The organism is Microbacterium esteraromaticum (assembly GCF_014084045.1).
GTDB lineage: Bacteria > Actinomycetota > Actinomycetes > Actinomycetales > Microbacteriaceae > Microbacterium > Microbacterium esteraromaticum_D.
In genome coordinates, this window is the sequence record NZ_CP043732.1 from 1,998,575 (window position 1) to 2,022,759 (window position 24,185).

General features: G+C 69.2%; 21 protein-coding genes. 14 read left to right on the forward strand and 7 right to left on the reverse strand.

Annotated features, from left to right (window positions below; translation table 11 throughout):
• The first annotated feature begins 81 nt into the window (after positions 1–81).
• Genes FVO59_RS09465 through FVO59_RS09480 form a run of 4 tightly spaced genes read left to right on the forward strand, consistent with a single transcriptional unit; the run spans position 82 to position 3,561 of the window.
• Positions 82–1,344 (forward strand): glycosyltransferase family 4 protein, encoded by a 1,263-nt coding sequence (locus tag FVO59_RS09465; protein ID WP_182252410.1) that lies wholly within the window; start codon positions 82–84, stop codon positions 1,342–1,344.
• A gap of 17 nt (positions 1,345–1,361) precedes the next feature.
• Positions 1,362–2,246 (forward strand): nucleotidyltransferase family protein, encoded by an 885-nt coding sequence (locus tag FVO59_RS09470; RefSeq protein WP_182252411.1) that lies wholly within the window; start codon positions 1,362–1,364, stop codon positions 2,244–2,246.
• Positions 2,243–2,515 carry a PqqD family protein gene (locus FVO59_RS09475; protein WP_182252412.1) on the forward strand — a complete coding sequence of 91 codons (273 nt, stop codon included), beginning with the start codon at positions 2,243–2,245 and terminating at the stop codon, positions 2,513–2,515. The genes FVO59_RS09470 and FVO59_RS09475 overlap by 4 nt, the downstream gene beginning before the upstream one ends.
• Positions 2,516–2,553: 38 nt before the next feature.
• Complete coding sequence (locus FVO59_RS09480; protein WP_182252413.1) at positions 2,554–3,561, forward strand: MauE/DoxX family redox-associated membrane protein; 1,008 nt, start codon at positions 2,554–2,556, stop codon at positions 3,559–3,561.
• Here FVO59_RS09480 and FVO59_RS09485 read toward each other — a convergent pair.
• From FVO59_RS09485 to FVO59_RS09505, 5 genes are all read right to left on the reverse strand, one after another.
• The gene (locus FVO59_RS09485; RefSeq protein ID WP_259363135.1) at positions 3,525–4,670 is read right to left on the reverse strand and encodes a glycosyltransferase; all 1,146 of its coding nucleotides are present in this window, start codon (positions 4,668–4,670) and stop codon (positions 3,525–3,527) included. The genes FVO59_RS09480 and FVO59_RS09485 overlap by 37 nt on opposite strands.
• 13 nt (positions 4,671–4,683) lie before the next feature.
• Positions 4,684–6,129, reverse strand: a complete 1,446-nt coding sequence (locus FVO59_RS09490; protein WP_182252414.1) for a sugar transferase — start codon at positions 6,127–6,129, stop codon at positions 4,684–4,686.
• A gap of 206 nt (positions 6,130–6,335) precedes the next feature.
• A complete protein-coding gene (gene lepB, locus FVO59_RS09495) occupies positions 6,336–7,085 on the reverse strand; it encodes a signal peptidase I (RefSeq protein ID WP_182252415.1) in 750 nt (249 codons plus the stop codon).
• A complete protein-coding gene (locus FVO59_RS09500; protein WP_275943027.1) occupies positions 7,082–7,738 on the reverse strand; it encodes an arsenate reductase/protein-tyrosine-phosphatase family protein in 657 nt (218 codons plus the stop codon). Before FVO59_RS09500 ends, lepB begins: the two co-directional genes overlap by 4 nt.
• Before the next feature lie 91 nt (positions 7,739–7,829).
• Positions 7,830–8,849 (reverse strand): glycosyltransferase, encoded by a 1,020-nt coding sequence (locus FVO59_RS09505; protein WP_182252416.1) that lies wholly within the window; start codon positions 8,847–8,849, stop codon positions 7,830–7,832.
• A gap of 79 nt (positions 8,850–8,928) precedes the next feature.
• Here FVO59_RS09505 and galE point away from each other — a divergent pair, with 79 nt between their 5' ends.
• Complete coding sequence (galE, locus tag FVO59_RS09510) at positions 8,929–9,951, forward strand: UDP-glucose 4-epimerase GalE (protein ID WP_182252417.1); 1,023 nt, start codon at positions 8,929–8,931, stop codon at positions 9,949–9,951.
• Between the two features lie 44 nt (positions 9,952–9,995).
• On the opposite strand, the gene FVO59_RS09515 is transcribed toward galE, so the two are convergent.
• Both FVO59_RS09515 and FVO59_RS09520 read right to left on the reverse strand, forming a co-directional pair.
• A complete protein-coding gene (locus FVO59_RS09515) occupies positions 9,996–11,468 on the reverse strand; it encodes a tyrosine-protein kinase domain-containing protein (protein ID WP_182252418.1) in 1,473 nt (490 codons plus the stop codon).
• 46 nt (positions 11,469–11,514) lie between these two features.
• The gene (locus tag FVO59_RS09520) at positions 11,515–12,885 is read right to left on the reverse strand and encodes a tyrosine-protein kinase domain-containing protein (protein ID WP_182252419.1); all 1,371 of its coding nucleotides are present in this window, start codon (positions 12,883–12,885) and stop codon (positions 11,515–11,517) included.
• Between the two features lie 99 nt (positions 12,886–12,984).
• On the opposite strand from FVO59_RS09520, the gene FVO59_RS09525 reads away from it, so the two are divergent.
• From FVO59_RS09525 to FVO59_RS16505, 9 genes are all read left to right on the forward strand, one after another.
• On the forward strand, positions 12,985–14,157 hold the full coding sequence (locus FVO59_RS09525; RefSeq protein ID WP_182252420.1) for a hypothetical protein: 1,173 nt from the start codon (positions 12,985–12,987) through the stop codon (positions 14,155–14,157).
• Between the two features lie 98 nt (positions 14,158–14,255).
• Entirely contained in the window at positions 14,256–16,154 is a 1,899-nt protein-coding gene (locus FVO59_RS09530) for a nucleoside-diphosphate sugar epimerase/dehydratase (RefSeq protein ID WP_182252421.1), read from the forward strand.
• A 49-nt stretch (positions 16,155–16,203) separates the two neighbouring features.
• On the forward strand, positions 16,204–17,400 hold the full coding sequence (locus FVO59_RS09535; RefSeq protein ID WP_182252422.1) for a DegT/DnrJ/EryC1/StrS family aminotransferase: 1,197 nt from the start codon (positions 16,204–16,206) through the stop codon (positions 17,398–17,400).
• 13 nt (positions 17,401–17,413) lie between these two features.
• Entirely contained in the window at positions 17,414–18,520 is a 1,107-nt protein-coding gene (locus FVO59_RS09540; protein WP_182252423.1) for an ATP-grasp domain-containing protein, read from the forward strand.
• On the forward strand, positions 18,513–19,382 hold the full coding sequence (locus tag FVO59_RS09545) for an NAD-dependent epimerase/dehydratase family protein (RefSeq protein WP_182252424.1): 870 nt from the start codon (positions 18,513–18,515) through the stop codon (positions 19,380–19,382). The genes FVO59_RS09540 and FVO59_RS09545 overlap by 8 nt, the downstream gene beginning before the upstream one ends.
• On the forward strand, positions 19,379–19,987 hold the full coding sequence (locus tag FVO59_RS09550; protein ID WP_182252425.1) for a sugar transferase: 609 nt from the start codon (positions 19,379–19,381) through the stop codon (positions 19,985–19,987). The genes FVO59_RS09545 and FVO59_RS09550 overlap by 4 nt, the downstream gene beginning before the upstream one ends.
• A 4-nt stretch (positions 19,988–19,991) precedes the next feature.
• Positions 19,992–21,245, forward strand: coding sequence for a glycosyltransferase (locus tag FVO59_RS09555; protein WP_182252426.1), 1,254 nt, complete (start codon positions 19,992–19,994; stop codon positions 21,243–21,245).
• Entirely contained in the window at positions 21,242–22,732 is a 1,491-nt protein-coding gene (wzy, locus tag FVO59_RS09560) for an O-antigen polysaccharide polymerase Wzy family protein (protein ID WP_182252427.1), read from the forward strand. The genes FVO59_RS09555 and wzy overlap by 4 nt, the downstream gene beginning before the upstream one ends.
• Before the next feature lie 11 nt (positions 22,733–22,743).
• Positions 22,744–24,174 (forward strand): lipopolysaccharide biosynthesis protein, encoded by a 1,431-nt coding sequence (locus FVO59_RS16505; RefSeq protein ID WP_259363138.1) that lies wholly within the window; start codon positions 22,744–22,746, stop codon positions 24,172–24,174.
• Positions 24,175–24,185: the final 11 nt, after the last annotated feature.

Genomic DNA, 24,185 nt, shown 5'->3' on the forward strand with positions numbered 1-24,185 from the left:
GTCGGGAAACGTTCGTCGGGGGAGATCAGGGAGCGCGGCAACTGGGAGCCGTGAATCTGGGGATTGCTGGGGATTCTGGGGATGGATGCTTCGCGTTTCGCGAGTCCGCACATCGTGCACCTCGCGCACACCACGGCGGCCGGGGGCGCCGAGCTCGCGCTCAGGCGCCTGCTCGACGCCGAATCCGATTGGCAGGCCAGCCTGCTCGTTCCCGCCCGCGAGGAGGAGGACGTCTTCTCCGAGGTGAGCAGCCGATCGGTGCGCGGCGTGCGCCAGCTCGCGGGGGCGAGCTCCGGCGGTCCGCTGCGCATGGTCGGGCTGGCGGCGCGACTGCTCGTGCAGGCAGCCGTCACGCGCTGGCATCACCGCGTGCGCGACAGCGACCTCGTCGTCGCGAACTCCACACGCGCCGCCGCGTACGGCGCTCTCGCCGTCCTCGGCACCGAACGGCCGTTCGTCGTGCACCTGCGCGACCACGTCACCCCCGAGTCGCTCGGCTCGTTCGGCTACAAGATGATGACCAGACTCGTGCTGCCGCGTGCCGACGGGGTCGTCGCGAATTCCAGGGGAACTCTCGCGACTGCATCGTCGTTCCTGCGTCATGACGCGGTCAGCGCGGTGATCCCCAGCCCGTCCGGCCTCGGGGCGCTGCGTTCTCTGCCGCGTGCAGAGGGGCAGCCGTTGCGGATCGGGATGCTCGCTCGCCTCGACCCGTGGAAGGGCCAGCTCGATCTCATCGAGGCGTTCGCCAGGGCCTTCCCCGACGGCGATGTCGAGCTCGACCTCGCCGGCGCCGCCCTGTTCGAGCACGACTCGTTCGTTGCGCAGCTCAGGCGCCGCGCCGAAGAGCTCGGCGTCGCTGACCGCGTGAACTTCCTCGGGCACGTCGACGACATTGCGCCGCTGCTCGCCTCATGGAGCATCACCGTGCAGTACTCGATGCGACCCGAGCCGCTCGGGCAGAACGTGCTGCAATGCCTCGCCGCAGGTACGGCACTGGTCACCGCCGATGAGGGCGGGCCGGTCGAGTGGGTGCACCACGAGCAGAACGGACTCCGAGTCGCACCGCGCGACGTCGATGCGCTCTCTGCAGCCCTGCGCCGCCTTGCCGACGACCCGCAGCTGCGCATGCGACTGGGCCGCGCGGCCAGGGCGACACCGGGTCTGCTCGACGACGCCGACATCGCGACGATCCACGCGCACCTGTACCGTGACGTGATCGGAACGGCCTACACCGGACGCATGGACCACGTCGATCTCACGCCTGTGCCGATCCCGCTCGAATCGTCGCACCCGATCGCAGCTTTCCAGGCCATCCCCGTCGCCGGAGCGCGGACCACCTGATCGTCTAGGCTGACGGCGTGATCGAGTCTGCGCCGGGTGCGCCCACCTCGCGCCCGACGCCGAGCGTGCCGGGCCGCGCTCGGATTGCGCTCGCACGGGCGGCGGTGCAGGTGATCGCCGACGGCATCGACGTGCGTCTGCTGCACATCAAGGGCGACGCCGTCGACCCTGCTTTGCGCCCCCTGCCGAGACCGGGGTCTGATGTGGATCTGCTCGCCGACCCCGCACGCATCGCCGTGCTGCATCGCGCACTGCTCGCCCACGGCTGGCGGGTGTACAGCACCTTCCGCTTCGGATCGTCATTCGAGCACGCGCAGACCTACACTCACGCGATCTGGGGATATCTCGACCTGCATCGTCGGTTCCCCGGCATCGGGCTTCCCGACCAGGAGGCGTTCGACCAGCTCTGGCAGGACCGCACCCAGCGCGACGCCTGCGGGATCCCCATTCAGACGCCGAGCATCGATGCCCAGCTGCTCATCCTCGTGCTCAACGCCGCGCGCAGCCGCGGCCGGGTGCCAGAGCCCTGGAGTCAGCTCGACGGCGACGGCAGGCGGCGCCTGAACTCGCTCGTCGCGCGGCTGCGCGCCGAGGTCGCGGTCGCAGCCCTCACCGGCGGACTCGACCGTTACCGTCGGCGTCGTGAGCACCTGCTGTGGAGGGTGACCGTGCAGGGCGGGCCCCGGATCGCCGAGTGGTGGGGGCGGATCCTCGCCCAGCCGACGCTGCGCGGACGCCTGAGAGTCACGGCGCAGGCTCCGCTTGTGAACACCGACCGGCTCACCCGCCGGCTCGGGCGTGAGCCGCGACCCCACGAGGTCGTCGTGGAGTTCTTCGCACGGGGCGTGCGCGGCGTTCGCGAGGGCGTGACGATGCTCGTCCGGAAGACGGGCAGGCGATGAGCGACACGCTGCATCCGCATCCGCTCTGCGGAGTCTTCGACGACGGCGCAGAGCTGTATGTGGCGCGTCTGCCCGACGGCCCGATTCTCGCGCTCGACGAGGTGTCGGCGCTGATCTGGCGCTCGGCCGCCTATGGTTCCCGTGCCGACGTTGTCGCGCGGGTCGTTGAGGCGACGGGGGAGGCGCCGGAAGCCGTCCGTCCCTACATCGATGCGTTCCTCGATGACCTGGTGAGCAGGGGGCTTCTCGTCGTCACTCCAGGGGTCTAGCGAGCCTCGTGGGGCGGCGCGCCGAATAGCATGGGGAGGTGACCCCCGCCCTGCTCATCGGCCCTGCTCTGCTGCTCGGTGCCGTGCTCATCGCCAGTGGAGCCCTGAAGCTTCGAACCCCGGCCGACCTGACCGAGTTCGAGCAGCTGGGCGTTCCGACGGCGCTGCGCCGCCCGTGGATCGCCGCCGCTCACCCGTGGGGCGAGCTTCTGCTCGGCGCCGTGCTGCTGGTCGCGGGCGGCTGGCTCGGAGCACTTGCGGCCCTCGCGGCGACGCTGCTCATGGCCGCCTATCTCGTGCTCGTGGCGCGCGCCCGACGGGCCACTCCCGATGCATCGTGCGCCTGTTTCGGCAGCACGAAGAGGATCACCGCGACCACCGTCCTGCGGAACGCGTGGCTCACTCTGCTGGGTGCACTGGCCGCGGTGACGGCATGGTCGCTGCCGCTCATCGGCGGCCCGCTGGCCGCACTCGGCGTCGAAGGATGGGCATGGCTCGTCGTCGTGCTCGCCGGGGCAGCCACCGTCGCGCTGGTGATGTGGCCCGAGCCGGCGGATGCCGGAAACCCCGCGCCGCAGTCATCAGGCGTCGGGAGCGGCATCGCTGCAGACGACGAGCTCGACTACATCCGCTCGATCACCCCGGCCGTGCCGGTGACGCTCGCCGACGGATCGACGCAGACGCTGCGCGAGCTCAGCGGCCGCAAGCCCTTGCTCATGCTCGCGGTCAGCGCGACCTGCGGGTCGTGCACGAGCACGATCGAGAGTCGCGAGCGGTGGCGAGAACTGCTGCCCGAGGTCGACATCCGACTGGTGCTGACCTCCGCCCCCGAGCACAGCCAGCTCGTCGAGCACGAGCATCCGATGTCGATGCACGACTCCGCCAACCACGTCGGCCCTTCGCTCGGGTACTCGTCGACGCCGTCGGCCGTGCTGTTCGGCATGGACGGCATGCTGGCCGGAGGACCGGTCAGCGGGGCCGACGCCATCCGCGACTTCGTGGGCGACGTCTACGAGAGCCTGCACGGCGAGCGTCCTCCCGCCTGACCCTCGAGTCCGCCGGGCTCAGACGCGGAGCCAGTCGCGGATCCGACGGTCGAAGACGGTAGCGTCGAACTCGCGGGCACGAGCGACGATGCCCGCGGGGGAAGGTCTCGCACGCGCTCGACGGCGTCGCGCACGGTGGCATCCGAGAAGTCGGGCACGAGCGCGCCCGACACCCCGTCGAGCACCGTCTCCGCCGTACCGCCGACGTCGCGGGCGATCACCGGCGTCCCTGTGGCCATCGCCTCCACCGGCATGATCCCGAAGTCCTCGACAGCGGGGAACACGAATGCCACGCTGCGGCGGAACAGCGCCACAAGCAGCGCGTGTGACGGCCGGGAGACGACGTGCACCTCGGTGCCGAGCTCGCGCGCCAGCTGTCCCAGGGCATCGCGCTCCGGACCGTCGCCGGCCAGCACGACAGGCAGCCCCGCCGCGGCGCCCGCCCGGATGACCAGATCCAGCCGCTTGTACGATACGAACCGGGAGGCGCCGAGCAGGTACTCCGACGGCAGCGACTCCAGCACGGCGGCATCCCGCTCATCCAGCTGGTGCTCGCCGGTGAACCGGTCGACCTCGACGGGAGGGTGGATCACTCCGGCATCCACGTTCCAGTGCCGTCGGATGCGCTCGCGCACCGCCTCGCTGTTCGCGACGACCGAGTGCGCCTCCTGCGCCCGACGGCGATCGATCGCGCGCAGCGGGGGCGACGCCAGCCGTACGGGCAGCGATCGGCCGCGCTCGTCGAGCTCAGGACTCCAGATGTATCGCGCGGGGGTGTGCACGTAGACGAACTTCGGCGCCTGCCTCGCAGGGCCCGCGAAGCGCGCGTGGTGGGCGAACAGATGCGAGCTGCACAGCACCCACTCCGCGTCGCTGTGACCCAGGTGACGCCACGTCGACGGCTCGAGGGGCAGCGCGAGGGCCTTCCGCCGCCGCAGCGGGGTGCGGGCCAGCCAGGTCTCCGACACCGTCTCGGGCGAGAAACGATCGGGAGCGTCGTTCCAGAGGGCGTGCACCCTGGCATCCGGGAACAACCCGTTCAGCCTCTCGACGACGTTCTCGGCTCCGCCGAAGCGCTCCAGCCACTCGTGGACGATAGCGCCCGTCATCGGCAGGTCCTCCTCAATAGGCGCCGTCGGCCTTCGTCACCGCACGCACGGTGCGCCACAGCAGCAGGAAATCGGTCGTGAGCGACCAGTTCTCAACGTAGTAGAGGTCGAGGCGCACGCTCTCATCCCACGACAGGTTGCTGCGTCCGCTCACCTGCCACAGGCCCGTGATGCCCGGCTTCACCAGGAACCGGCGCCGCATCCAGTCGCCGTACCGGGCGACCTCGCTCGCCAGCGGGGGCCTCGGTCCGACGAGCGACATGTCGCCGCGCAGCACGTTCCAGAGCTGGGGCAGCTCATCGAGGCTGTACCGGCGCAGCGTCTTGCCGATCTTGGTGATCCGGGGATCGTCCTTCATCTTGAACAGCACGCCGTTGCCCTCGTTCTGGTCGAGCAGGCTCGCCAAGTGCTTCTCGGCGTTCGCGGTCATCGAGCGGAACTTGATCATGGCGAAATCGCGGCCGCCGTGGCCGATGCGCTGCTGGCGGAAGAGGGCAGGATGGCCGTCGCGGCGCACGAGCAGGGCGATCGTCAGCAGCACGGGGCTGAGCAGGATCAGCAGCATGGCGCTGACCACGATGTCGAACGCTCTCTTGGTGGCATACCGAATGCCTGTGAACGAGGGGTAGTCGACGTGGATGAGAGGCAGCCCCGCCACCTGGCGAGCGTGAATGCGGGGGCCGGCGATGTCTGTCAGTGCCGGGGCCACGATGAGGTCGACCCGGCGGGACTCGAGATCCCAGCCCAGCTCACGCAGCCGCGCAGGGGAGATCGAGTCGCTTCCCGCGAAGACGACGGTGTCGGCCCCGATGCCCGAGATCGCGGAGGAGACGTCGTCGAAGCCACCCACGCGAGGGATGGAGGGGCTCAGCTCATCCTCCAGGGAATCGGTCAACGCGCCGACGACCACGATGCCTGAGTCGGGTTCGCGAACGATCTGCTCGGCGACGTGCCTCGCCTTGTCGTGCTCGCCGACGACGAGGGCTCGGCGGACGAAGCCGCCCTGCTGGCGGCGGGCCGCCAGCCAGTTCCGCCACGCCCAGCGGCTGACCAGCAGCAGGAATATGCCGATCGGCAGGGCGAGCAGCAGATAGCCGCGGGCGATCTGCAGCTTGAACACGAACGCGAGGATCGCCAGGACGCCGAAGAACCGCAGGCTGGCGTCTGCCACACGGCGGTACTCGGTCGAGCCGTTTCCGATGACCTTCAGATCTCGCGTGCCGTAGACGGCGAGGGCGGCGAGCCAGCCCGCCGCCACGACGACCGAGATGGCGGTGTACGCGATGTCGATCTCGAGTGCGGTGCCGACGTCTGGCAGCACGTCCTCGGTGCTCAATCCGAAGCGTAGCGCCTGGGCCGTGAACACGGTTGCGACGACGATCAGCGTGTCGGTGAACAGCAGACGGGATGCGAACGCACGAAGCCACGTCTCGGCCCGCGGCGCGCGGATCAGCGACATGAAGCTCACCATCTCGCGCCCCACAGCACGATCGCTTTGCAGTTCCCCACCGACGTACCCCATCCCCAGGTCGATAGAGCGTGCCGGCTACTCCCCAGTCAACGGCTGCGCCCGCCGCCGTCCAGTCCTCGAGTAGTGACGTGACGGTGACATTCGGAGTATACCCACGCGCGTAGAACCGCGGAAGGTCGTCTCGGCTCGTGGAGTCAGCGCACGAGGGACCAGCGCGGCACCGGCCACAGGATGACACCGACCCGGCCGACGATCCCGTCGTGCTCGGCCCACCGCCAGCAATCCGACCTCGCGTCGTCGGTGCGGCAGGCGACTGCGGAATCGGCTGAGTTCGAGCGATGATCGCCCAGCATCAGGTACCGCCCTTCCGGCACCGTCACCTCGTCGAAGCAGCGTGCCGAGCGAGGTGCCGTCGTGCAGTCGAGAATGCCCTGGTCGAAAGCGAGATCGTCGTGCACGTAGGGCTCGTCGAGCGGCTCGCCGTCGACGAGGATCTCGCCCTTCGCCGAGCAGCAGGCCACCGTCTGCCCCGGTGTGCCGATCACGCGCTTGACCAGGGTGTGCCGCCCTGAAGGGCCGAAGCCGGTCGCCTCGCCGACCCACCGTGCGAAGGCCTTGAGGGGTGGTTCCTCGGGCGACGTGCCCGTGTCCCACTCGGCGCCGGCGTCGAAGACGATCACATCCCCCTTTTGGGGGTCACCGCCGACATAGGCGAGGCGATCGACCAGCACCCGATCGCCCACCTGCAGCGTCTGCTCCATAGAGCCGGAGGGCACGACGTAGGGTTTCGCCACGAACGTGAGGAGCAGTCCGGTGACGGCGAAAGCCGCGACGAGGTGGAACCAGAAGCTTCCGGTGATCCGGCGCCAGAGCGGCGGCTTCACCGCATCCGGTGCGTCGGCGCTGCGCGCATCCTCCGGGGCGTCCGGCGCAGGGGTGCTCATTCCAGCGCCAGCCGTATGACGCGCTCGACCTGGGCGATCGCAGGCAGCAGCTCGGCGCTCGCCTGCTCGTAGATCTTCGACGACTGGCGGTACGGGTCGATCACGTCGTCGTCTGCGGTCGCCGCCGTGACGCGCATGCCGGTGATCAGGGCGACGGCGTGCGCGACGCGGTCGGCGGGAACGTGATCTCCTCGGTCGGCCGCTGCGCGGATCCGGCCGTCGGACACCGCCTCGGCGAGCCGGGCGAACTCGCGAACAGGCACGACCTGGCGGAGCTTGCCCGGGGTCATCTGCAGCACGATGTCGCGGTGCTCGCGGGTCATCGCGAGCACGAGATCCGCTTCGATCAGCATCGGCTCGACGAGGTAGCGGGCTCGGTGCGCCTGCGCGACGGCGCCGTCGATGCCCGCGCGCGCGGCGAGCTCGAGCGTCTGCGTGGTCATACCGTGCCCGACCAGGGCGTGGGTGCCGGCGCTGTGCACCTCGACGCGGAGATCGCTCAGGCGCTGCCGCAGCAGCGCCTCGGCCAGCGGCGAACGGCAGATGTTGCCTGTGCACACGGTGAGGATCCGGGGGACTGCGCCGGCGGCCATTCTGCGCCGCTCGCGTCGCGTCTGGGCGCGACGAGGAGCAGGGGCGGATGCGGCGGACATGCGTTTCAGCATAGGCCGGGATCGCCCGGGTGGAGGCGATGCGCGCGTGCGGGTGTGGCGCGTGCCCGTGCCGCTGGTCGGCCTTCGCGGGCTACCCGCGCCGTCCGCTCAGCAGCCGGCGCACGCGGCTGATCGCAGCCGCCGGTGCGGCGATCGCCAGCGAGCCCAGCAGCTTCGTGCGGCTCAGAGCCGGCGCCGAAGTGAGGGCACCCCAGTTCGCGTCGAGCACGGCGCCGATCGAGTGGGCATCGACCGCAGCCGGCAGCGCCGCGCGGATCCGGGGTGCCACCGCAGGGTCATCACGGAGACGCCGCAGCGCTCCGATCAGCGCCACCGCGTCGCCGCCTGAGGCCAGCACCATGTTCTCGTCGTCGATGCCGGCCTCGATGTACCCCGTGTAGCGTCCGCACACCGGGATCGCGCCACCGTGCCACGCCGCGATCAGCTTGGTCGGCGGCTTGCTGCGCGGGTCGACTCCGGCTCCATGGGTGCAGAGCACGACGTCCACCTCGGCGAAGTCCTCCCAGCGACCGTCGAGCTCGGTGTCGATGCGCAGCGTGAAGCCGAGCTCCGCCAGAGCAGAGCGGAAGCCGTCGTCAGCCCATGACGGCACGTTGTACGAGTACGCCTTGATCGCGACCGTCTCGAGCCGATCGCCGCGAGCCGGGTCTCTGGGGACGATGCCGCGCTGAGGGAGAAGCGGCAGCACACGCTGGCGGGGGAGGCGGATGCTGGCCCTCGTCGGCATCGCCTCGAGCGTCGTGAACGAGGGCGCGTCGACGCTCAGATACGTGTCCACTCGCAGGACGACCACGCCAGGCAGACGAGGGGCGAGCGCCCGTCGGGCCAGCGCCGCTGCGAGGCGCAGACGCATCCTCGCGGGGATCTGAGGCTGGTGGGCGACGAGCTCCTCCATCGAGGCGACGACCGATGTCGCCCTCGCCGGAATGCTCTCGCCGATTGAGACCGGACGGCCTGCGGCGCGCAGGCGCTGGAACAGCTCGAGGAAGGCGTGGCCGTACGCGGTCAGGTGCAGCCCCGGGGCGTCGTCCGGACTCCACGGCTCGTGTGCCTCCGGATGACGCGTCCAGAAGTGGACGTGATCTGACAAACCCCTCACCTCCCGGTGCCTCCTGTGCGCGCATCCACGCTACAGGTGGCTGGAAGGCGGCACCCCGTAGAGTCGATACGTGCGCATTCTTCTCACCGGCGGTGCCGGCTACATCGGGTCCCACGTCGCTCTCGTGCTGCTGGAGGCAGGGCACGACGTCCTCGTGCTCGACGACTTCTCGAACAGCTCGCGCGAGGCGATCGAGCGTGTCGAGGAGCTCACCGGGCGCTCGATCGACACGATCGAGTGCGATCTCGCCGACCAGGCGGCCTCCTCTGCAGCGCTGCGCGACGAGGCGTTCGACGCCGTCATCCACCTCGCCGGGCTCAAGGCCGTCGGCGAGTCGGTGGCGCAGCCCTCGCGCTACTACCGCACCAACCTCGTCTCGACTCTCAACCTGCTCGACATCATGGCCGAGCACGGCGTCACCAAGCTCGTGTTCAGCTCCTCGGCGACCGTGTACAGCCCCGCTGCCGAAGGGGTGCTGAACCTCGACGAATCGCAGCCGTCCGGCACGGGGATCACCAACCCGTACGGCTGGACCAAGGCGATGAACGAGCAGATCATCCGCGACGTGCAGACGGGCCGGCCTGAGCTCGAAGCCGTTCTGCTGCGCTACTTCAACCCGGTCGGCGCGCACCCGTCGGGCCGCATCGGCGAGGACCCGGCGGGCATCCCGAACAACCTGATGCCCTTCGTGACGCAGGTCGCCATCGGGCGGCGCGACCACCTCGCCGTCTTCGGCGACCAGTACCCCACCCACGACGGCACGGGCGTGCGCGACTACATCCACGTGATGGATCTCGCCGAGGGCCACCTCGCCGCGCTCGACGGGCTGCGCCCCGGAGTCGAGGCGTACAACCTCGGCACCGGCGACGGGCAGAGCGTGCTCGACATCGTGAAGGCGTTCTCGGCGGCCAGCGGCCAGGAGGTGCGCTACGAGGTCGTCGCCCCTCGCCCCGGTGACGTCGCGCGTGCCGTCGCCGACCCCGCGAAGGCGAACCGCGAGCTGGGCTGGCGCGCCACCCGGACGATCGAAGACGCCTGCCGCGACTCCTGGGCCTGGCAGTCGCAGAACCCGAACGGGTACGCGGGCCGCTGATGTGCGTCCCCGCCGGGACGCATGAGGCGTCCCGGCGAGGAGCGTCAGTTCCCGGCTGACACGCGCCGGCGCGGCTCGGCGTCTGCACGCGCAGACGCCGACTTCTTCTTCCGGCGCTTCGCAGTCCGACCCCCGCCCGCGGTCTCTGCGACGTGCTTCGCGCCGTAGGTGTAGGTGCCGTAGCCGTAGCTGTCGGGACCCTTCGTGGGCAGCATGGTGACGACCGTTCCGAGCAGCTGGACCCCGGCGGTGGTGAGCGATCGCACAGCACCGGAGAGCTCCTGCTTCCTGGTCTTGCCCGATGCCGCGACGAGGATGACGCCACGCGTCTTCTTGCCCAGCACCGCTGCGTCGGTGACCAGCAGGAGAGGCGGGGCATCGATGAGAACGTAGTCGAAGTACTCGCCGAGAGATGCGAGCATCTTGGTCATCGCGCCCGAGCCGAGCAGCTCGCTGGGGTTCGGGGGGATGCGGCCGCTGGCGAGCACGAACAGATCCGTGCTGCCCCACTTCTGCAGGGCATCGGCGACATCGAGCCGCCCGATCAGGACGTCGGTCAGACCGACGCCGCCCTCGAGTCCCATGTAGTCGGCGACGCGGGGCAGACGCAGATCGCCGTCGATCAGAGCCACGCGCGCACCCGTCTCGGCGAGCGCGATCGCCAGGTTGGCGGTGGTCGTCGACTTGCCCTCGCCCGGACCCGCGCTCGAGACGACGAAGATGCGCGGTCCGTCCTCCACGTCGAGGAACTGCAGGTTGGTGCGCAGCGTGCGGAACGACTCCGCGCGCGGGTTGCGCGGATCGGCGTGCACGACGAGCGGGCGCTTCGCGGCATCCGGATCGAAGGCGATGCCGCCGAGCATGGGTCGGTCGGTGATTCCCTCGAGATCGTGCAGCGTGTGCACCCGGTTGTCGAGCACGGTGCGCAGCACGGCAGCTCCGACGCCGAGCGCGAGGCCGAGCAGAGTGCCGAGCAGCACGAGCAGGGGAACGTTGGGTGCGCTGGGTGCGCTTGGCGCGACGGCGGGCTCGGTGACGGTCGTGACCACAGGGCTCGTCGACGCATCGCCGGTGGGACGCTCGAGCCTGTTCTGCACGACGCCGCCGAAGCTCTCCGCGACGGCGTTCGCGATCTCCGCCGCCTGGCGCGGGTCGCGATCGGTCACGGCGATGTCGATCAGCACGGTGTTCAGCGGGGTGGTCGCCGTGACGCGCGATGCCAGCGCGGAGACGGACGTGTCGAGCCCGAGCTCGTCGATGACCGGCTCCAGCACGAGCGCGGTGTCGACGACGTCGACGTAGCTCGCGACCATCTGTCGGGCGAAGGTGGTGCCCTGGACGAGGTCGCCGGTGGCTGCACCGTCGGTGCGCACCGACACGTACAGCTGGGTCGACGCCACGTACTTCGGTGTCTGCACGGCTGCGAAGCCGGCTCCGCCGACCAGGCCGAGCACCAGAAGCGCCACGATGAGTATCCAGTTCTTGTGCAGGATGCGCACGTAGTCGCGAAGTTCCACGCGATCGATCTCCTTAGTTCTGCGCCCGAGTCGTGGTCGGGCGCGGTCAGACTCCGGCCAGAGTGCCGTATGCGTAGTCGCCGTAAGCGGTGCGGTCGGCGCCGCGGGTGGGCACCTTCGTGACGACGCTCCCGAGCACCCGCTCGGTTCCCGTGAATCGCTGCGCAGCCGAGGCCAGGTCATCGAGCGTCGTCGACTCGGCGGCTGCGACGAGCAGCACGCCGGTGGCGAGACGCGTCAGCACTGCGGCATCCGTGACGGGCAGCACCGGGGGCGCGTCGAGGATCACCACGTCGAATGCGGCGCGGAGATCGTCGAGGAGTCGCTCCATCGCCCCTGAGCCGAGCAGTTCGGCGGGGTTGGGAGGGATCGTGCCTGCCGGCATGACGAACATCCGGTTGCGCCCCCAGCGCACCATCGCGTCCTGCACGCCGATGCGGCCGATCAGCACATCGCTGAGCCCGATCGCGCCCTCGATGCCGAACAGCGTGGCGACCCGCGGCCTTCGCAGGTCCGCGTCTATCAGAGCCGCGCGGTAGCCCGCCTCTCCGAACGCGAGGGCGAGGTTCGCGGCCACGGTCGATTTGCCTTCCCCCTGCCGGGAGCTGGAGACGACGAACACCGCCGAGCCGTTCTCGGGGAAGAGGAACCGCACGTTCGTGCGCAGGGATCGGTACGCCTCGGCCCGTGGTTCGCGAGGCGCATCGACCATGATCAGGGGACGGTCTGACGCCTGAGCATCGAAGGGGATGCCCCCGAGCAGCGGGGACTCGAGCGCATCCTCCACGTCGTCGAGCGTGCGGATGCGCCGATCCAGCATCGTTCGGAGGAAGGCGAGGGCCACTCCGGCAGCGAGTCCGATCGCGGCGCCCAGCGCGATAGAGAGGCCGAGGTTCGGCGCGGCGGCCGACCGAGGGACTGTCGCAGCCTGCACGGGGACGATGTCGACACGATAGGAGGCTGCCGCGTCGCGCCTCTCCAGCTGCTCGGTGATCATCGTGCGGAAGCTGTCGGCCACGGCGTTCGCGATGCGCGCAGCCTGCCCGGGATTGGCGTCGCTCACGGTGGCCGAGATGAGCACGCCGTTGGGCGCGAGACGCGACCGGACGCTCGGGGCCAGGGCGTCGGGAGTCGTGTCGAGCCCCAGGTCGTCGATCACCGGCTGCAGCACCCCCGAGCTGGTGAGCAGGATGCGGTAGCTCTCGGCGACCTGGACCGCATAGCTGCCCGCCTGCGCGAACTCGCCCGCCGTTGCGGTGTCAGCCACATCGACCGAGATCAGCATCTGGGCTGTCGCCTCGAAGCGCTGCGGCGTCAGCAGCGCCGTGATGGCGCCGACGCTCGTGCCGACCAGCGCGGCGGCGAGGATGAGGACGACCTGCCGCCGCACCATGCGGATGAGGTCGTGAAGATCCATGCTGCTCCTGCGGGTGGGCGTGACCGGATGTACCGGTATATCGTCTGAGACTATCTGCTGACCACGCAGGCCATGCGCCGTTCGACCGGGGATCCATCCATGACGACACTCGACGACCTCTTCCCCGAAGGGGGCCGCCGCTGCCAGGATGCCCCAGCCGACCGGTCACAGGCTGATCGGCTGGGCTCGCTGCTCGGCGACCGTCGCCCGGCCCAGCCGGACCCGTCGACCGCGTCGAGCCGCGACGCGCTGATCGCGCTCGTCAGGTCGACGCCGACCGGGCAGCAGCCGCAGGCGCCTCGGGCAGCGACGCGCACCGCGCCCTACGGCGGTCGCCCGCGTCGAAGCAGGGACGCCGTCAGCGTCGCCGCGGCGAGCCTCGCCGCGCTCGCGGTCGCCGCGGCCTCATTGACCTGGGGTGTTCAGGCGGCGACAGCCGATCCTGCATCCGACGCGCTGACCATCCTCGCCGACGACGAGAGGACCATCGAAGGCGTGGAGTTGGGGCTGGCGACGGCGCGCAGCCGCCTGGCGGCGGAGCTGGAGGAATCCCTCGTCGGCGTCGACGAGATTCGAGCGGCGCTCGAGGTGACGCGGGAGGCGACGGATCCGGCGGACATCCCGCCTGGTTCCGCCGAACCGGGCGACGGTGCCGGTGTCATCCCGATCGCGGATGCTGCGGCGCTCGACGCCGCACTCAGTGCCGTCGACGCGCATCGATCCGCGCTGGCTGCGACCGAGCTGCCCTCGCTGCCGACGCAGTACAGGCGGGCGCAGGGGGGAGCGGACGACCTCGAGAGCGTGGGTCAGGCTCTCGATGCGGCGCAGAAGCGGCTTTCGGACCTCGATCGCGCCGCCGTCGAGCTCCGAGAGGTGCGGGAGGGCCTTCAGACGAGCCGCGCGGTGCTGGGCGATGCACTGGACCGCTTCCGCGCCACATTCCCCGCGGCCGCCGAGCGCGCTGTGCGCGACCACCCCGAAGCCGGGCAGGATGAGCAGGATGCCGTGATCGCCGCCGCCGAGGCAGTGGCCGAGGCGGATCTCGGCACCGGAGCAGGGCGATCGACGCTCGGAGCATTCCGGGACGCGGTCATCGCTCTCGCGGAGGATCACGTCCACGCGCGTCGCCTCGAAGAGGAGCGCGAGCGCGAACTGCAGCGCGAGCAGGAGCGGCGCCGCAGCCAGCCGGAGCCCGACTCCGGCCCGACGACTCCGTCCGACGACCCGCCGACGGAGCCGTCGCCGTCGCCCTCGCCGTCACCGGAGGAGTGATCTCGCCCGACGAAATATGCCAGTATATTTACCGAGGTGCTCTGTGGGGGAGCGCCTCTGGGTCTGGGGATCGTCGATACGAGGGGATTCCTGCAACCATGAAGGGCGGACAGGGCCTGCTTTCGCATGAGATCGCAGGAGAGCTCAGCACGGCAACCGGCGAGATCGCCGCCGTACGACCCGTATCGGCGGCTCAACGGGGCCGGCGCACCGCGTCCGCCGCGGTCGATGTCGCGGCCTGGTGCGCCGGGGTGCTGCTTGCGGTCGCCCTCAGGTTCGACTTCGCGGTGCCGCTAGACGACTGGCTGGCGACCATCCTCCTGGCCGGTGTCGCTGCGGCCGTGCACCTCGGGGCGGGTGTGGTCACGAAGCTCTATCGCGGCCGCCATCCGTACGGGTCCTTCGACGAGGTCCGTCTACTCGCGTTGATCGTCCTGGGCATCACCACCGTGCTCGGGCTGCTGGTCGTCACGGCCGGTACCGTGATCGGCATCCCCCGAGGCACGATGTTCCTCGCTGCGCCCATCGTGATGCTGCTGATGTTCGGGGTGCGCTACGTGGCTCGCCTCGTGATGGACCGCTCGCGCAAGCCGGGCGACGACGCAGAGCCGGCGCTGATCCTGGGGGCCGGGTTCATCGCCGATCGGCTGCTGCACCACATCACCACGGATCCGGTCTCCGCCATCCGCCCGGTCGGTCTGCTCGACGACGATCCCGCGAAGGCCAACCTCGTCCTTCGCGGCGTGCCCGTGGTCGGCAGGACGTCGGAGGTGGAGGCCGCGATCACGCAGACCGGTGCATCGCTGGTCATCGTCGCGATGGGGCAGGCCGACAGCGTGATGCTGCGCTCCATCGCAGATCGCGCCGCGCGGGCGGGCGCCCGTGTCGCCGTCACCCCCTCGCTGAACGCGATGCTGTCCGGCGAGCAAGCGCTGACCGACGTGCGAGACATCAGCATCGAGGATCTCATCGGTCGTCATCCCGTCGACACCAATGTCGAGCTCATCGCCGGCTACATCACCGGCAAGCGCGTGCTGGTCACCGGCGCCGGCGGATCGATCGGATCGGAACTGTGCCGCCAGCTGTCGAAGTTCGGTCCGGCCGAGCTGATCATGCTGGACCGTGACGAGACCGGCCTGCAGGCGGCCCAGCTCGGCGTCGCCGGTCATGGTCTGCTGCACACCGACGACGTCGTGCTCGCGAACATCCGCGAGCACGACACACTCACGGCCATCTTCGACGAGCGCCGTCCCGAGGTGGTCTTCCACGCCGCAGCCCTGAAGCACCTGCCGATGCTCGAGCAGTATCCCGACGAGGGCTGGAAGACCAACGTGCTGGGGACGCTGAACGTCCTGCGCGCGGCCATGCGCGTCGGCACGACCCACTTCGTCAACGTCTCGACCGACAAGGCTGCCAACCCGACGAGCGTCCTCGGACACTCGAAGAGAGTGGCCGAGAAGCTCACGGCCTGGGCGGGGGAGCAGACCGGGCAGCACTACGTGTCGGTGCGCTTCGGCAACGTGATCGGCAGCCGGGGATCCATGCTGCCGACCTTCCAGACGCTGATCCGCGAGGGCAGGCCCCTCACCGTGACCCATCCCGAGGCGACGCGCTACTTCATGACGATCCCCGAGGCCTGTCAGCTCGTGATCCAGGCGGGCGGCATCGGCCGCGCGGGCGAGGTGCTCATCCTCGACATGGGGGAGCCCGTCTCGATCCTCGAGGTGGCCAAGCGCATGATCTCGATGTCGGGGAAGAGCATCGAGATCGTCTTCACGGGCCTGCGGCCGGGCGAGAAGCTGCATGAGGAGCTCGTCGGCTCGCGCGAGAACCTCGAGCGGCCCTTCCACCCGAAGATCTCCCACACGACCGCCGACCCGATCAGTCCGGAGCGGCTCGACAAGCAGGGATGGATGGCCAGGATGCTTCTCCCGACGCGGCCCGACGGCACGGCCGGCGAGGCGCCAGGGCCCGGCGGTCCCGAATCGGCCGAATAGCTCCGCACCCTCCGACACACGAACGACGATCCCTCAGATAGGCCCGCACATGGCAGACACCATCCCGTTCTCCCCTCCCGACATCGGCGAGGCCGAGATCGACGCGGTCGCGCGTGTGATGCGCTCGGGCTGGATCACGACGGGACCCGAGACGGCGAAGTTCGAGACCGAGATCTCGGCGTACACGGGGGCCGGCGGCACGGCCGCGGTGAACTCCGCGACCGCAGCGCTGGAACTCATCCTGCGCTGCCTTGGTGTCGGACCCGGCGACGAGGTGATCACGTCCGCCTACACCTACTCCGCGAGCGCGAGCGCGATCGCGCATGTCGGCGCGGTCCCGGTACTCGTCGACACCGCGCCCGGCTCGTACGCCATCGACCCCGAGCAGATCCATCGCTCGATCACCGACCGCACCAAAGCGGTGATCCCGGTCGACATCGGCGGTGTCATGTGCGACTACGACGAGATCCGCGCCGTGGCGGATGAGCGAAAAGGACTGCACCGCCCCGGCAGCGACATGCAGGCGGCGCTCGGGCGCATCGCGATCATCGCGGATGCCGCCCATTCCATGGGGGCCTCGCGTGGAGGGGTGTCCAGCGGTTCCGCAGCCGACTTCACCGCGTTCTCGTTCCATGCGGTCAAGAACCTGACGACGGCCGAAGGCGGTGCGGCCACCTGGAGCGCCGCTCTTCCGGGCGGCGCGGACGTCCACCGTCGGCTTCGACTTCTCGCGCTGCACGGGCAGACGAAGGATGCTCTGTCGAAGTCCGTCTCGGGCGGCTGGGAGTACGACATCGTCACGCTCGGGTACAAGGCGAACCTCACCGACATCGCCGCCGCGATCGGCCGGGTGCAGCTGGCCCGCTACGACGGCATGATCGATCGTCGCCATGAACTCGTGCAGTACTACGACTCGACGCTGGCGGGGCGCCAGTGCGCTTCTCTCGTGCACCTCGACGCCACCCAGCGCTCGAGCGCACATCTCTACATGCTGCAGCTGGGCGGACGCGGCAGGGAGTTCCGCGACGGCATCATCGCCGGGCTCGCCTCCCAGGGCATCACCGCGAACGTCCACTTCAAGCCGCTGCCGATGATGACGGCGTACAGGGCACTGGGGTTCTCCGCATCGGATTTCCCCAACGCCATAGAGCAGTTCAGCAACGAGCTGAGCCTCCCGCTCCACTCGACGCTGACCGAGGCCCAGATCGATCGCATCGCCGACACTCTCGTCGGACTCGGGCTCTGAGGCGAGGCACCGGATGTCCCGCCTACTCGTTCTCGGGGTCGCCGCAGTGCAGGACGACCTCATCGTGCGCGCGCAGCGCGACGGCCATCATGTGATCGCCTGCGCGGGTTCGGCCGACGGCCCCGGCGCCGCCCGCGCCGACGTCTTCATCGAACAGAACTTCGCCGAGGTGGATGAGATCGTCGCTCTGGCCGAGGCGCACGCGGTCGATGCGATCTACTCGGTGGGGTCGGATCGCGCCATGCCCGTCGTCGGGGAGGCGAGTGAGCGACTGGGACTGCCTGTTCTCGCGTCCGCGGCCTCGGCCCTCGTATGCAACGACAAGCTCCTGATGCGCGAGCGCCTCGGGCCGGACACGACAGGCAACGTGCCCTTCTTCCGCGTCAGCTCGGGTGCCGGACCCGTGCCAGGGCTCGCGTTCCCGTTCATCGTCAAGCCGAACGACTCGCAGGGCCAGCGAGGTGTCGCCCTGGTGCATGACGAACGCGAGTACCGGGATGCGGTCGAAGCGGCTGTCGCGCACAGCAGGAACGGACAGGCCATCGTCGAGCGGTACCTCGACGGGCCCGAGATCTCCGTCAACGGCTATCTCGTCGACGGCGAGCTGGTGTTCTGCGCCGTCTCGGATCGCAACACGTGGGACGGCCACGTCGGTCTGGTCAGAGAGCACCGGCTGCCGTCGCTGAACGCCACCGAGAGGACGGTCGGGCTGGCTCGCGATCTCCTGGAGCAGCTGGCAACGGCGATGAAGGTGGCGAACGGCCCGATCTACGCCCAGATGAAGGTCGTCGACGGAGAGCCCTTCGTGCTCGAGGTCTCGCCGCGACTCGACGGATGCCACCTCTGGCGTCTCATCGAGTACACCCGGGGGGTGAACCTGCTCGATGTGGTCGTCGACCATCTGCTGAACGGCGACGTGCCGGATCGGAAGCGGTTCGAGCCGGCGCGGCAGGTGGCGGGCACGCTCGAGTTCCTCGCGCAGCCGCCCGGCCGGATGAACCAGCGTTTCGACGACCGTGAAGCCGACTTCGAGCAGTACTACTACGCGCAGGACGATGTCGTGCGTCCGATCAACGGGCGGATGGACAAGGTCGGATACCGGGTGAGGTCCGATGCCTAGCCGGGTCGCGATCACGGGAGGGACGGGCCTGCTCGGTCGATACGTCGTCGCGGAGCTGCAGGAGCAAGGCGTCGAGACCGTCGTCCTGACCCGCGAGGGCCGTCGAGGCTCGGTGCCGAACGCGGTCGCGACGTCGTACGAGGTCGACTCGCTCGCATCGTCGCTCGGCGACCTCGGGATCGACGCCGTCGTGCACCTCGCGGCGTCGCGATCGTCCGAGCGATCGGTCGGGGCGCACATCTCATCGCTGACCAGTGCCCAGAACCTGTTCGAGGCGGCCACAGCGGTCGGGGTCCGCGACATCGCGTACGCCTCGACGATCGGGGTCTACGACCGTGCGGGGTCGCTGCCGTGGTCCGAATCGGCCGCGATCGCACCCGCGCTGACCTACGGCGTGATGAAGCATGCGGTCGAGCTGCTGGTGCCGCAGTATCCGCGTCTGCAGGTTCGATCGCTCCGTCTCGGCCACCTCTACGGCGCGAACGAGCACAACGACTACATGATCAATCGCTTCATGCGCCGCGCGGCAGCAGGTCAGGACATCGAGGTGAATACGGCGGCATCGGCCCGGAGGGACTTCGTGTATGCGAAGGACGCGGCTCGCGGGGTCGTGCAGTCGCTGTCCACCCAGGCCGCCGAGGGCGTCTACAACATCGGATCGGGTACGCCGCGCAGCTCGCTGGAGATGGCGGAGGCGATCATCGAAGGCTTCGGCTCGTCCTCCCGCATCGTGAAGACGTCGGATCCGCGGGCGCTGGTGCCGGCGAGCTCGATGGATATCGCGAAGGCGCAGCGCGAACTGGGGTACCGGCCCACCTCGGCCGTCGTCGCCTTCGGGGAGATCCACAGGGAGGTGTCGTGACCCACTCGACCTTCTATACGCGAAGCGGGAAGCGGGCGCTCGACATCGCCGTGTCCGTGCTCGCGCTGCCCGTCACTGCCGTCGTAGCGCTGCTGGTCGCGATCGCGATCAAGCTCGAGGACCGGGGCCCGGTGTTCTACGCGGCGCCGCGACTGGGGCAGCGGATGGCGCACTTCCCGCTCTTCAAGTTCCGCTCGATGAAGGTCGATGCCCCGGACATCAGGAACGACGACGGGTCCACGTTCAACAGCGCAGACGATCCCCGTGTCACCCGCGTGGGGCGCTTCATCCGCCGCACGAGCCTCGACGAGCTGCCCCAGCTCATCAACGTGATCCGGGGCGAGATGAGCATCGTCGGTCCCCGCCCGAGCCCGCTGGGGAACGAGCACCGATATTCTGATGAGTTCCGGCGTCGATTCGAGGTGCGGCCGGGACTCACCGGATACGCGCAGGCGTATCTGCGCAACCTCGCGACCGCGGAACAGCGGACGAGGCTCGACGTGTCGTACGTCGACGAGATCTCGCTCCGCCTGGATGCGCGGATCGTGCTGCGCACAGTGAGGGTCGTGCTCACCGGGCACGGTGTTCACCGGAATCGGAGTTGATGCGATGGCGAAGAGACTCGTCCTCCTGACGAACTACTATCCGTTCTTCCGGGGCGAGGAGTACGTCGAGCGCGAGCTGACGCACCTCGTCGAGCGATTCGACCAGGTACTCGTCGTACCGACGATGCGTTCTGCTTCCATGTCTCAGACGCGCGTGCTTCCGCCGGGTGCAGTACTGGTCGACACGCGCTACGACAGCGGGATGGCTGCGAAGGCGAGGCAGCTCCGCGCGGGATTCCCCCATCGCGCGAAGCCGATCGGGAGCACTCCGTGGAACCTCCCCGTGCGGATCGCATATGAGTCGTACTTCGAAGGGCGTTCGCGCGAGGTGGCCGCTCGCGTCGCCTCGGCGCTGCGGGATCGCGATCTCTCGGATCAAGACAGCATCCTCATCTACAGCTACTGGCTCTACGTCACCGCCAGAGTCGGCATGCTCCTGGCAGAGGGCCCGCTGGCGACGTGGAGGCCCAGGGTCGTCAGCCGCGCGCACGGGTACGACATCAACGCCGCGGCGTCACCTGTCAACTACCTCCCGGCCCGGTCGCGGCTTCTCACCGGCCTGGACGCGGTGTTCCCCGTCGCGGAGTACTCCGCGCGGAGGCTGAGGGCGGAGTATCCCGAGCATGCGCCCAAGGTCGGCGTACGACGACTCGGTGTCGTGCCGGCCGGGACGTCGCCCGTCTCCGACAGGACGTCGCGGGTGATCGTCACATGCTCGACGATCCGCCCGCTCAAGCGGCTGGAACTGGTCGCCGAGGCTGTCGCCCGTCTGAGGTCCGACGGTCTGGACGTGCGGTGGGTCCACCTCGGTTGGGGAGCGGAGAAGTACGCGTCGACGCTCGTCGAGTCCAGCCGGCGACTCCTGGGGGATGCCGTGCAGTTCCGTGGTCACATCGACAACGGCGAGATAGGGGAGTGGTACCGAGCCGCCGGCGCGAGTGCGTTCGTGAACGTGTCGACAAGCGAAGGAGTGCCGGTCTCGGTCATGGAGGCCATGCGGGCGGGCGTGCCCGTCGTCGTGACGGATGTCGGCGGCACGACGGAGCTTCTTCCGCAGGGGTGGCCGTACGTGCTCGATGCGGGGTGCGCCGCAGCCGATCTGGCCGAAGCGATCCGGGATGTGCTGGAGCTTCCCGACGACGAGTACCGGAGACTGGGCACGTCCATGCGCCGCGAGTGGGCGGAGAACTGGAACGGCGACGTCGTCTTCGGCGACTTCGCCGACGAACTGATCGAGCTCATGGACGCGGACGGATGACTCCGCCGGCCCTCATGGCACGCGCCCCGCGCGCGACGGCGGCATCGCGTCATGTCGGGGTCAGCGCCTGCGCACTCCTCATGCTCGTCACCGGGCTGTCGCTGCTTCTCGTCGGGGTGAGCACCTGGCACCTCGCGACACTCGTGGCGGCTCTCTTCATCAGCTACGGCGGAGCCTGGGCGTGGTGCGCGGCGGACTTCGCACGGCGCTACGTGCTCGCCGTCTTCCTCGCCCCGTTCGGGCTGTTCCTTCTCGCGAGAATCGGCACCTACCTGCTGGTGGACGGCAGCCAGCTGCGTCTGGGGATCCTCGGGACGAACTTCACCGACGAACTGCTGGTCGGACAGATGCTCGCTGTGCTGACGACGAGTCTGATCGCGCTCATCGCCGGGGCGTCGCTGCTCAGCGCGGGTGGGAAACGGGGATCCGATGCACGCAGCCGGCGTCCCGCGCCGGCGAGAGTGCGAGTGGTGGCGCTGACGATCTTCTACGTCGCGATCCCGTTCGTCGCGCTCCAGGCGCTGCTTCTGGCGAGAAGCGGGCAGACGTCCGGGTTCTACGAAGCACGCCTCGCCGTCGGACTCATGCCCGCTCCTCTCGAGTTCGTCGCCGAGATGGCGACTCCCGCCTTCTTCGCATATCTGGCATCCGTCCCCGCCCGCCGCCCGGCGATCTTCCACTCGCTCGTCTACCTCGGGGTGATGGGATTCACACTGATCACATGGCAGCGGTCGTCCTTCGTGCTCGGACTTCTGCTCGTGGGCCTGTACTGGCTCCACCGCCACCTCACGGCCCCGAAGGGCGAGCGCTGGGTGACGCTCAGGTACGGGCTGATCGCCGCCATCGGCGGCGTGGCGCTGATGGGCCTGCTCGCGTTGCTCAACACACTGCGCGGTCGCACACGCGCACTGGGCCTGCCCGGAGGCCCGGCGGTCGACTTCCTCTTCGACCAGGGCGTCAGTGTCAATGTCATCGGCTACGCGATCCGATACGAGGGCACGCTCCCGCATGATCGGCTCTACTCCTTCGGCCAGATCATCGAATCGATCCAGGCCTATCTGCTCCCGGTGTTCGGAGGTCGGGGCGTCGGCAGCGGACAGACGATCGAGCGAGCGGCCGAGGGGCACCAGCTGTCCCATGCCATCAGCTACCTGGCCCTTGGCGACGACTATCTCCGGGGCAGCGGCTACGGCTCGAGCTTCGTGGCGGAGCTGCTCGTCGACGGCGGGATCCTCGCGGTCGTGCTCGGCTCGATGGCCATGGGAGCGATGCTCATGGCTGCACCGCGTCTGCTCAACGGTCCGTACTTCGTGCGGCTCTTCGTGCTGGCCCTCCTCTACGGCGTGATGTTCGCTCCCCGGGGCGGTTTCACGCAGTTCATCGTCCAGGCTCTCGGCACCGCATTCCTCGCGGTGTACGCGATGATCGCGGCCACGTTGGTCGTCACGAGGCACCCCGACAACCGGGAAGCGGTGGCGACGAGATGAGCGTGATGGGCGTGATGCGCGGCATCGCATCGGTGCTCACGGGGAACCTCGCCGTTCTCGCGTTCAACGCCGTGCTGATATTCGGGCTCCCCCTGTTCCTCTCTCCCACGGAGTACGGGTACTGGCAGCTCTTCCAGCTGTACACGCTCGTGCTGGGCTACGTGACGTTCGGCGTGACCGACGGAGTGCAGCTGCGCTATGCGGGGAGGCAGTACGGCGAACTGGATCATCCTCTCTTCCGGACGGAGTTCTGGCTGTACCTCGGCGTCGTCTTCGTCGCCAACCTGGGGATCGCCGCTGCGTTCATCGCGCTCGCGCCCGACCATCTGCGGGCTCAGATCATGGTCTACGCCTGCGTGGGCGCCGTGCTCTTCGTGCCCCGGACGCTGCTGACCATGACCCTTCAGGCGACCTTCCGGATGACGGCCTACGCGACGATCACAGCCGTCGAGCGCCTGATCGTGGTCGTGCTGACGTTCGCCCTCGTCCTCGGCGGCGTGCGCGACATCATCCCTCTGCTCCAGGCCGACATCGCGGGGAAGGCGACCGCGCTCGTCCTCGCCGTCATCGTGGCGCGCTCGAGCGTGTGGGGCCGACTCGCGTCGGCTCGGCGGGGATGGGCGGAGCTGGTCGGGAACGGACGTGCGGGAACGAGCGTGCTGATCGCGAATCTGTCGGCCATGCTGGTGCCCAGCATCGCGCGCTGGATGATCGAAGCCGAATGGTCGGTCGCGGTGTTCGGCTCGGTGTCGCTGGCGTTCAACACGGCGAACATCGTGCTGGTGGCGGTGACGTCTGTGGCCGTCGTGGTGTTCCCCTGGCTGCGTCTGCTGGATGCATCTCGCCTTCGCGATGTGTATGTCGCCGCGCGACCGATCATCATGTCGACGATGCTCTCACTGCTGCTGTTCTGCATACCGCTGATGGCACTCGCATCGTGGGCGCTGCCCGACTACCGCGACGGACTGCGGTTCCTGGCTCTGATGTTCCCGGTGTTCGTCTACGAGGCCCAGCTGCGGCTGATCGGAACGAACTACCTGAAGGCCATGCGGTACGAGAAGGCGCTCATGGCGCACAATCTCATCGGCGTCGCGACGGTGTTCGTCCTGGCCGTCGTCGCCGCATTCGCGATGCGCAGTCTCGAGCTCGTGGTCATATCGGTGTTCATCGTGACGCTTCTGCGCGCATCACTCGTCGAGGCGAAGGTGCGACGGGTCTTCGGCCTCCGATGGTCGGCCCTCTCCCTGGCCGAGCTCGGCGTCGTGGCCGTGTTCATGGCGTCGGCCTGGTGGCTCGAGCCGCTGCCCGCCCTCGGATGCGTGGCGCTGGCCCTGTGCGGCTACTGGACCTTCGCAGCGCGGCCATTCGCGCACGGGGTTCGCTCGGTCCGGCAGATGATGCGCGCATCGAGTGCTCGACCCGTCCACGGACGAGCCGGGTGACGCTGCACGAC